The organism is Cellulosimicrobium sp. 22598 (assembly GCF_052044445.1).
Lineage (GTDB): Bacteria > Actinomycetota > Actinomycetes > Actinomycetales > Cellulomonadaceae > Cellulosimicrobium > Cellulosimicrobium cellulans_G.
In genome coordinates this window covers 1-8,491 of sequence record NZ_JBQEMZ010000034.1, presented here as the reverse complement: position 1 = coordinate 8,491, position 8,491 = coordinate 1, and the positions used below count along the sequence as shown (strand labels likewise).

Sequence of the window (8,491 nt, the reverse complement as noted above, 5' to 3'; positions counted from 1 at the left end):
CGACCCAGCAGCCCGGCCGACGACTTCGTCACCCACACGCCCGAGTCGTTCAGGTCCACGTCCGCCGTGGCCTCGCCCTCGTAGAACAGCGCCATCCCGACCAGCGCCGTCGAGAACACCGACACGGTGCTCACCGACGCGACGGTCCGACGATGCTCGCGGATGCTCGAGAGAAGGCCCACCAATGCTCCCTAAGTACGTGGTCGGGGCGCACGAGACCGCGTCGTCCTGTCGAGCCGGGTGGCGAGAGAGGGGGAGACGCGCGTCTGTGCCCACAGAACGCCCCGTCGAGGGTAACCGAGCGGTCGGGGTCGCCGACATGGTGACCACTCCCCATGCGGGTGGAATCTCCGGGTGTTCAGGGCAGAAGGGACGCTCGCGACAGCGCCGCACGGTCGAGCGTGTGCTCCGCGGCGGCGTGGAGCGGGTCGGACGAGCGGGTCGCCGTGGTCCCCGGGGCGACGGCGAGCCGGTCGCGTCGCGCCTGTGCGCGCGCCGCGGCGCGGCGGCGCCCGAGGTCGCTCAGCGCCGAGCCGACGACGACGAGCAGACGGTCGGCGCCGCGCGGCTCGGCGGTGCGGGGCAGGGTGGGGGAGTACGCGCTCATGAGGGGTTCTCCTTGCCGTCGATCGTGGGGAAGACGTTGAAGTGGATCTGCACGGGTCGCGCGCCCGGCGCCTGCTCCTGGCCCTCGAACCGGTGGAGCGTCGCGTCGAGCGCGTCCCAGGCGTCCGCGACCTCGTTCATCTGGTCAGCGGTGAGCCACATGCTGGCGGTCGTGAGGCGCGCCCCGTCGAGCCAGCGGGTCGGGAGCTCGGAGGAGCGTTCCAGGAACGCCTGGATCTTGCGGGCGCGCGCGTTCTCGAACTCCCGGCTCACCATCGCGGTGGCGAGCGTGGTCGCCGTGTCCTCGGTCTCGTCGGGCGTGCTCACGGTGAAGCCGCCCGGCGGCCGTTCCCACCACCGCTCCCGCGCCGTGCCGCGGCCGGCCACCTCGCGGACGAAGCCGTGCCGGGCGAGCTGGCGCAGGTGGTAGCTCGTCGAGCCGCTGGACTCACCGACGAGGTCGGCGAGGCGGCTCGCGGTGAGCGCGCCGTGGGTGGAGAGCAGGTCGAGGATCTGCACCCGCAGCGGGTGCGCGAGCGCCTTGAGCTGCGCCGGACCGAGCGCCGGGTGGCGCTCGGCGCTCGGGGGTGTGGTGTCGCCGTCGGTGCTCATGGCACGAGAGTAGCCATGCAAAGACACCTTTGCAAGAGGTTCTTTGCAACGAGTTCTTGGGACGCGTTGCGAGACGAGACGCGAGGGGGCGAGGGGCGGCGCGAGGTGCGAGCATCGGTCGCATGGCCCACGTGGTGGAGCGGGTGCGCGGGGCGACGGAGCGCGCGATCTTCCTCCGGGTCGCGGGCCCGGACGCGACCGCCACGAGGGCGCGCATCCACGAGACGCCGGGTCCGCGCTGGTTCGACCGGGGCTCGCCGGTCCAGCGCGTGCACGGCGACGCGTCGATGTTCGTCGGAGGGCTGCGCGCCCTGCTCCTCCAGAGCCTGCACCCGCTGGCCATGGCGGGCGTCGCCGCGCACTCGGGTTACCGGGGCGACCCCTGGGGCCGCCTCCAGCGCACGTCGACCTTCATCGCCGTGACGACGTTCGGCACCGCCGACGACGCCGAGCGCGCGGTCGCGGCGGTCCGCGCGGTCCACGAGCGCGTCCGGGGCCGGGCGCCCGACGGCCGCCCCTACCGGGCGAGCGACCCCGACCTGCTGCGGTGGGTCCACGTCGCGGAGACCCAGAGCTTCCTCGTCGCGCACCAGTCGTTCGGTCGACGCCCGCTCGACGCGCAGGGGTGCGACGAGTACGTCGCCCAGGCCGCCGTCGTCGGGCGCGCGCTGGGGGTCGTGGACGCGCCCCTGACCCGTCGGGAGCTGGACGCGGCGGTCGAGGAGTACCGGCCGGCGCTCTCGCTCACGCCGTCCGCGCTCGACGCCGCGCGGTTCCTGCTCGTCGAGCCCCCGCTCCCGTGGCCGGTGCGACCGGCCTACGCCGGGCTGGCCGTCGCCGCTCGCGAGTCGCTGCCCGCGTGGGCCCGCGCCGGGATGCCGCGGGTGCGCGGCCTGCCGGCGTGGTGGGCGCGGCCCGCCGGCGCCACGGTCACGCGGCTGATCCGCTGGGCGCTCCCTGCGTCGTGAGGTCGCGGCGCCGTGAGGTCGCGCCCTCCGTGCGGGCTCACGGCGGTGGTCACGGCGTGTCGCGCCGCCGGCGGTAGGCGTCGAGGTCGCCGTTGAGGCGGCCCAGCAGCTCGGCGAGCAGCGCGCGGTCCAGGCGGGACCAGTCGCCCAGCACGTCGGCGTACAGCTCCGTCCGCGCGACCCGGTGCGCGGCGAGCTCGTCGAGGCCCTCGCTCGTCGGCTCGACGACGACCGCGCGGCCGTCACGGGGGTCGCGCGCGCGGCGGACGTGACCGGCCCGTTCGAGCGCGACGACCTGGCGGGTGACGGTCGACGCGTCGAGGCCGAGGCGCTCCGCGAGCGCGTTCACGTGCAGGGGGCCGTGCGTCCCGAGCGTGTGGAGCAGGAGGTAGCCGGAGCGGTCGAGCGTCCCGCCGCGGCGCGAGGTGCCCGGCGTCCCCGACGCGCGGGTGCGCTCGGCGCGCCGCAGGAGCTGCGCGACCTCCAGCTCGATCGCGCCGAGCACGTCGTGCGCGGTCGCGTCGTCGCGCGCCGACGCCCCGCCGGACGACGCACCGGCTCCGTGATCGTTTCCCTCGGCAACCGTCATAGGTGTATTCTACAGATACTTACCTGTCAGATACAGATAAAAACTGCCGCCGAGTCCCCTCGGGCCGAGCGGCACTCTCCCACCGACCAGGAAGTACGAACGCAGTGGCCTCCACGCGCAACGAACCGAACCGCACCGCCATCTACGCGACCGCTCTCACGGCGTTCTTCGCGATCGCCGGCATCGCGGTCGTCGACCCGATCCTGCCCGTCATCGGGGAGGAGATCGGGGCGTCGACCTGGCAGATCGAGCTCCTCTTCACGGCCTACATCGCCGTGATGGCGCTCGGCATGATCCCTGCCGTCATGGCCACGGGTCGGTTCGGCTACAAGAAGATCCTCGCGACCGGCGTGAGCCTCGTCGCCGTGGCCGCGGTGCTCGCGGCCCTGAGCACGAGCATCGGCCAGCTCGCCGCGCTGCGCGGGCTGTGGGGCCTCGGCAACGCGATGTTCTTCGCGACCGCGATGGTCCTGCTCGTCTCGCTCGCGAACGACCGCGAGTGGGTCGTCGAGCTCTTCGAGACGTGCGTCGGGCTCGGCTTCGCCGTCGGCCCGCTGCTCGGCGGCCTGCTGGGCGGCATCTCGTGGCGTGTCCCGTTCTTCGTCTGCGGCGTCTTCATGCTCGTCGCGCTGCTCGTGTCCGTGACGCGTCTCCAGGACCCGGCCGAGAAGCCCGCGCCCCTGCAGCTCGGCCAGGTGTTCCGCCTCTTCCGCAAGCCCGGCTTCCTCGCGCTCGCCGCGGTCACCGCCGCGTACAACTTCTGCTTCTTCATCGTGCTCGGGTACACGCCGGTGTTCCTCGGCCTCGACGTCGTGCCGCTCGGCCTCGTCTTCACCGCGTGGGGCGTGGGGCTCGCGGTCGGGATCCTCGTCGTCGGGCACCGCCTCGCCCACCGCGTGGGCGCGGTCCAGACGCTCGGCGTCGCGATCGTGGGCGTGCTGGTCGCGCTGGTCCTGCTGGCGCTCGACCTCGGGACCGCGTGGTCCGTCGTCGTGCTCGTGGGGGCGGGCGTCTTCATGGGGATCGCGAACGCGAACCTCACCGACCTGTCGCTCGCGCTCGGCGACCCGGACCGGCGCGTCACGACCGGGGCCTTCAACCTCGTGCGCTGGGGCTTCGCCGCGCCCGCGCCGGTCATCGCGGGCCTCCTGCACCCGGTCTCCGCGACGGCCCCGTTCTGGCTGGGCGCGGGGATCCTCGTGCTCGGCGTCGTCGTCTTCGTGGCGTTCGGGCACCGCATGGCAGGTGACATCGGTGAACGCGTGCTGTGGTCGCGCTGGAACCGCCGGGCCCGCGCGGTCGAGGGGACGCCCGAGGAGGCTCTCGGCGAGGTCTGAGCCACCGACGACGAAGAGGGGGCCCGGGCCTGCGGCTCGGGTCCCTCAGTCCTCCGGGGCGGTCGAGGTGTCGGTCGGGGTGTCCGCGGCCGACGTCTCCGCGACCTGGGTGAGGGCCTCGATCCCGACCGTGAGCGCGCGCAGGTCCGCGACGTCGAGCCGGTCGAGCAGGTCCGTGAGCGGCTCGTCCTCCTGCGCGGCGATGCGCCGCACGGCCGCGGCGCCGCGCGGCGTCGCGGCGACCAGCCGCACCCGACCGTCCTGCGGGTCGGGACGGCGCGCGGCCATCCCCGCCGCCTCCAGCCGGTCCACGATCCCCGAGAGCGTCGCCGGGGAGATGCCGAGCACCTCCGCGAGCCGGTGCGAGCTCGTCTCGCCGTCGAGCTGGAGGACCGCGAGCGCGCGCAGCTGGGGGACCGTGAGGGTCGTGCGCAGCAAGGGCTCGAGCCGTTGGGCGAGGAGCAGCTCGGCGAGGCTGCGCTGCGCGTCCTCGAGGCGCCGCGCCAGCGCCGCGCGCTCGTCGTCGGCGGGGTGGGTCACGGCGCAGACTCTATCGGTGGGAGCGGGAACCATCTCGAGATGCTTCGCGTTACGCTAACGAAATCGCGACGCCGACGTCGTCTCCCACCCGACCTGGAACCCTTGGAGGCTCCGTGTCCCGTCTCGCCCGGCTGTCGCTGGCCAACCGCGCGCTCGTCGCGCTCGCCACGGTCGCGATCGCGATCTTCGGCGTCATCAGCATGGGGTCGCTCAAGCAGGAGCTCATCCCGAGCCTGCAGATCCCGACTGCCGCCGTCGTCGGCGTCTACCCGGGCTCCGCCCCGGCGATCGTCGAGCAGCAGGTGACCGTCCCCGTCGAGACGGCCGCGCGCGCCGTCAAGGGCGTCGAGGACGTCACGTCGACGTCGTCGACCGGCATGTCCGTGACGACCGTGCAGTTCGCGTACGGCACGGACATGGACGCCGCGGCCTCCCAGCTCCAGACGGCGATCACGCGCCTGCAGTCCCAGCTCCCCGAGGACGTCGAGCCGCAGGTCGTCACGGGGTCGGTGGACGACCTGCCCGTGATCCAGCTCGCCGTGTCCGGCGGAGCCGACGACGCGGCGCTGGCCGACACCGTCACGTCGAGCGTCGTCCCGGCGCTCGAGGACGTCGAGGGCGTGCGCAGCGTCGCGGTGAGCGGCATCGCCGACCAGCAGGTGACGGTCGACCTCGACCCGGCCGCGCTCGCCGCCGCCGGGCTCAGCCCGGCGCAGGTCTCCACGATCCTCCAGGACAACGGGGTCGTGATCCCCGCCGGGACCGTCGCCGAGGGCGACCGGACCCTCAGCGTGCAGGTCGGTACCGCCGTCACGACCGTCGACGAGCTCGCCGCGCTGCCGCTCGTGTCCCCGACCGCGGCGCCCGGCACCGCGCCCGTCGCGCTCGGCGACGTCGCGACCGTGACCGCGGGCCCCGAGCCCGCGACGTCGTACTCGCGCCTCGACGGCGAGAACGCGCTCGCGGTCGCGATCACCAAGACGCCCGCGGGCAACACGGTCGAGGTGTCGCACGCCGTCCAGGGGGCGATCGACGACCTCTCCGGCGTGCTCGACGCGCAGGACGTGCGGGTCGACGTCGTGTTCGACCAGGCGCCGTTCATCGAGGAGTCCATCGAGGGCCTCGCGACGGAGGGCCTGCTCGGCCTCCTGTTCGCCGTCGTCGTGATCCTGCTGTTCCTCGCGTCGCTCCGCTCGACGCTCGTCTCGGCGGTGTCGATCCCGCTGTCGCTGTTCGTGACGTTCATCGTCATGAACGCCACGGGCTACACGCTGAACATCCTCACGCTCGGCGCCATGACGGTCGCGATCGGCCGCGTGGTCGACGACTCGATCGTTGTCATCGAGAACATCAAGCGGCACCTGTCATACGGCGAGGAGAAGGCGGGCGCCATCATCGGCGCCGTCAAGGAGGTCGCGGGCGCGATCACCGCCTCGACCGTGGCGACCGTCGCCGTCTTCCTGCCCATCGCGCTCGTGGGCGGCATGGTCGGCGAGCTCTTCCGGCCCTTCGCGCTCACCGTCGCCATCGCGATGCTCGCGTCGCTCTTCGTGGCGCTGACGATCGTCCCGGTCCTCGCGTACTGGTTCATCACGTCCCCGCCCGTCCCGGCGGACCCGGAGGCCGCGCGCCTCGCGGGCGAGCGGGCGCGCGCCGCGGCGGAGGCCAAGGAGCGCCGCGGTCTGTGGCAGCGCGGATACGTCCCGACGCTGCGGGCGGCGCTGCGCCACCCGGCGATCACGCTCGGCGTGTCCGTCGCGATCCTCGCCGGGACGCTCGCGCTCGTGCCGCGCCTGGAGACCAACTTCCTCGGCGACACCGGCCAGGACACGCTCACCGTCACCGAGTCGTTCGCGCCCGGCACGTCGCTCGAGGCGCAGGACGCCGCCGCGCGCGACGTGGAGCAGGCGCTCATGGGCGTCGACGGCGTCGCGACCGTGCAGACGACGGTCGGTACAGCGGGCGGCCCCGAGGCCGCGTTCTTCGGCGGCGGGGGCTCCCCGACGGCGACGTTCGCCGTCACGCTCGACGCGGACGCCGACGCCGTCGCGGCCCAGGAGGACGTGCGCGACGCCGTCTCCGGGCTGGGCGGGGAGTCGAGCGAGGGCATCGAGGTCGCCGGGGCCGACGCCGCGTTCGGCAGCTCGACGGTCGACCTCGTCGTGCGCGCCCCCGACACCGAGACCCTCACGGCTGCCGCAGCCGACGTTCAGGAGCTCGCCGAGGACGCCGACGGCGCCGCGCAGGTGACCAACAACCTCGCCTCCGCGCAGTCCACGGTCCAGGTGACCGTCGACCGCGACGCCGCGGCCGCCGTCGGGCTCACCGAGACCCAGGTCGCCGGGACGGTCGCGGGGACGATGTCTCCCGCGCCGATCGGCACGGTGAACCTCGGCGACGGCCCGGTCCAGGTCCGCGTCCTCGCGGGCGAGGCCCCGGCGACGGTCGCGGAGCTCGAGCAGGTCGTGCTGCCCACGGCGGCAGGACCGGTCCCGCTCACGCAGGTCGCCGAGGTCGCGGAGGTCGACGTCCCGACCTCGATCACCCGGGTCGACGGCGAGCGCAGCGCGACGATCTCCGTCACGCCCGCCGGCCAGGACCTCGGCGCGCTCACCGCCGAGCTCACGACCGCGATCGACGGCCTCGACCTGGAGGGCGGGGCGACCGTCGAGATCGGCGGCGTCGCGTCCGACCAGGCCGACGCGTTCGCCGACCTGGGGCTCGCGCTGCTCGTCGCGATCCTCATCGTCTACCTCGTCATGGTCGCGACGTTCCGCAGCCTCCTCCAGCCGTTCATCCTGCTCGTGTCGATCCCGTTCGCCGCGACGGGCGCGCTGCTCCTGCTGCTCGCCACCGCGACGCCGCTCGGCGTGCCGGCCCTCATCGGCCTGCTCATGCTCGTCGGCATCGTGGTGTCCAACGCGATCGTGCTCATCGACCTCATCAACCAGTACCGCGAGCGCGGCCGGTCGCTCGACGACGCCGTCATGGAAGGTGCGCGCAAGCGCCTGCGCCCCATCGTCATGACGGCTGCGGCGACGATCTTCGCGCTCACCCCGATGGCGATCGGCATCACCGGCGGCGGGGCGTTCATCTCCCAGCCCCTCGCGCTCGTCGTCATCGGCGGCCTGCTGAGCTCGACGCTGCTGACCCTGGTCGTCGTCCCGGTGCTCTACACGCTCGCCGAGCGTCGCGGCGAGAAGCGCGCGGCGAAGAAGGCCGCCAAGCAGGAGGCCGCGGCCCAGGCCGAGGCCGACAAGGCCGAGCAGTCCGAGAAGGCCGCCGCCCAGCCCGTTGCGGAGGCGTAGCCCGCCGAGGTAGAGCCCTGGTCTACCGAGGTAGAGCCCTGGTCGGTTTTCAGGCCGCGGGGTCGGGTCCGCGGTGGGGGTGGGCTCGGTGCTCGGGGCTGCGGCGCCGTCACCGTGGCCTGTCGGGCGTGGGTCTTTGGAGCGCCGCTCTGACGCCCCTTCGCATCCGAGCCCACCCCCACCGCTCGGCCGTCGCGGCACCCTGGCCCGGGCTCACCCGAGCCAGCTCGCCGACGTAGACCCGTGGTCCGCCGACGTAGACCCGTGGTCCGCCGAGGTAGGCCCGTGGTCCGCCGAGGTAGAGGCCTGGTCCGACGACGTCCGCTCGCCCTGCGTTGCATCGTCGCCGATGGATCGGACGGCGGTCCGGTCGCCCAGGAGGCGCCGGCGGCGACCCCCGGCTGGGCCGACACCGCGGGCGGTCGCCCGAGGTGGCCCAAGACCAGGGCGAGACGACGCCGGGCGGGGTGGGTGGTGGTGCCGCGTCGTGGCGGGCCTGGCGGGAGCGACGCGAGGAACGAGCGGCGCGGA

General features: G+C 73.9%; 7 protein-coding genes. 3 read left to right on the top strand and 4 right to left on the bottom strand.

The window, feature by feature from the left end; genetic code table 11:
• Nucleotides 1-358 precede the first annotated feature (358 nt).
• Both ACTJIY_RS20690 and ACTJIY_RS20685 read right to left on the bottom strand, forming a co-directional pair.
• Nucleotides 359-607, bottom strand: coding sequence for a hypothetical protein (locus tag ACTJIY_RS20690; protein WP_440675386.1), 249 nt, complete (start codon nucleotides 605-607; stop codon nucleotides 359-361).
• A complete protein-coding gene (locus ACTJIY_RS20685; protein ID WP_253052987.1) occupies nucleotides 604-1,218 on the bottom strand; it encodes an ArsR/SmtB family transcription factor in 615 nt (204 codons plus the stop codon). The genes ACTJIY_RS20690 and ACTJIY_RS20685 overlap by 4 nt, the downstream gene beginning before the upstream one ends.
• A gap of 122 nt (nucleotides 1,219-1,340) precedes the next feature.
• Here ACTJIY_RS20685 and ACTJIY_RS20680 point away from each other — a divergent pair, with 122 nt between their 5' ends.
• A complete protein-coding gene (locus ACTJIY_RS20680) occupies nucleotides 1,341-2,186 on the top strand; it encodes an oxygenase MpaB family protein (protein ID WP_440675387.1) in 846 nt (281 codons plus the stop codon).
• Nucleotides 2,187-2,235: 49 nt separating this feature from the next.
• On the opposite strand, the gene ACTJIY_RS20675 is transcribed toward ACTJIY_RS20680, so the two are convergent.
• Nucleotides 2,236-2,775 carry a MarR family winged helix-turn-helix transcriptional regulator gene (locus ACTJIY_RS20675; RefSeq protein ID WP_253052991.1) on the bottom strand — a complete coding sequence of 180 codons (540 nt, stop codon included), beginning with the start codon at nucleotides 2,773-2,775 and terminating at the stop codon, nucleotides 2,236-2,238.
• A gap of 104 nt (nucleotides 2,776-2,879) precedes the next feature.
• Between ACTJIY_RS20675 and ACTJIY_RS20670 the strand changes: the two genes are divergently transcribed.
• Nucleotides 2,880-4,112, top strand: coding sequence for an MFS transporter (locus ACTJIY_RS20670; protein ID WP_440675388.1), 1,233 nt, complete (start codon nucleotides 2,880-2,882; stop codon nucleotides 4,110-4,112).
• Between the two features lie 45 nt (nucleotides 4,113-4,157).
• Here ACTJIY_RS20670 and ACTJIY_RS20665 read toward each other — a convergent pair whose 3' ends face one another.
• Nucleotides 4,158-4,652: a MarR family winged helix-turn-helix transcriptional regulator gene (locus ACTJIY_RS20665; RefSeq protein WP_440675389.1), complete on the bottom strand. Its 495-nt coding sequence runs from the start codon at nucleotides 4,650-4,652 to the stop codon at nucleotides 4,158-4,160.
• Nucleotides 4,653-4,765: 113 nt separating this feature from the next.
• Between ACTJIY_RS20665 and ACTJIY_RS20660 the strand changes: the two genes are divergently transcribed.
• Entirely contained in the window at nucleotides 4,766-7,960 is a 3,195-nt protein-coding gene (locus tag ACTJIY_RS20660) for an efflux RND transporter permease subunit (RefSeq protein ID WP_440675390.1), read from the top strand.
• Nucleotides 7,961-8,491 lie beyond the last annotated feature (531 nt).

Excerpts from the sequence above, each read along its gene's own strand:
- ACTJIY_RS20675 (WP_253052991.1), bottom strand. The coding sequence starts at position 2,775 with ATGACGGTTGCCGAGGGAAACGATCACGGAGCCGGTGCGTCGTCCGGC.
- ACTJIY_RS20690 (WP_440675386.1), bottom strand. The coding sequence starts at position 607 with ATGAGCGCGTACTCCCCCACCCTGCCCCGCACCGCCGAGCCGCGCGGC.
- ACTJIY_RS20680 (WP_440675387.1), top strand. The coding sequence starts at position 1,341 with ATGGCCCACGTGGTGGAGCGGGTGCGCGGGGCGACGGAGCGCGCGATC.
- ACTJIY_RS20685 (WP_253052987.1), bottom strand. The coding sequence starts at position 1,218 with ATGAGCACCGACGGCGACACCACACCCCCGAGCGCCGAGCGCCACCCG.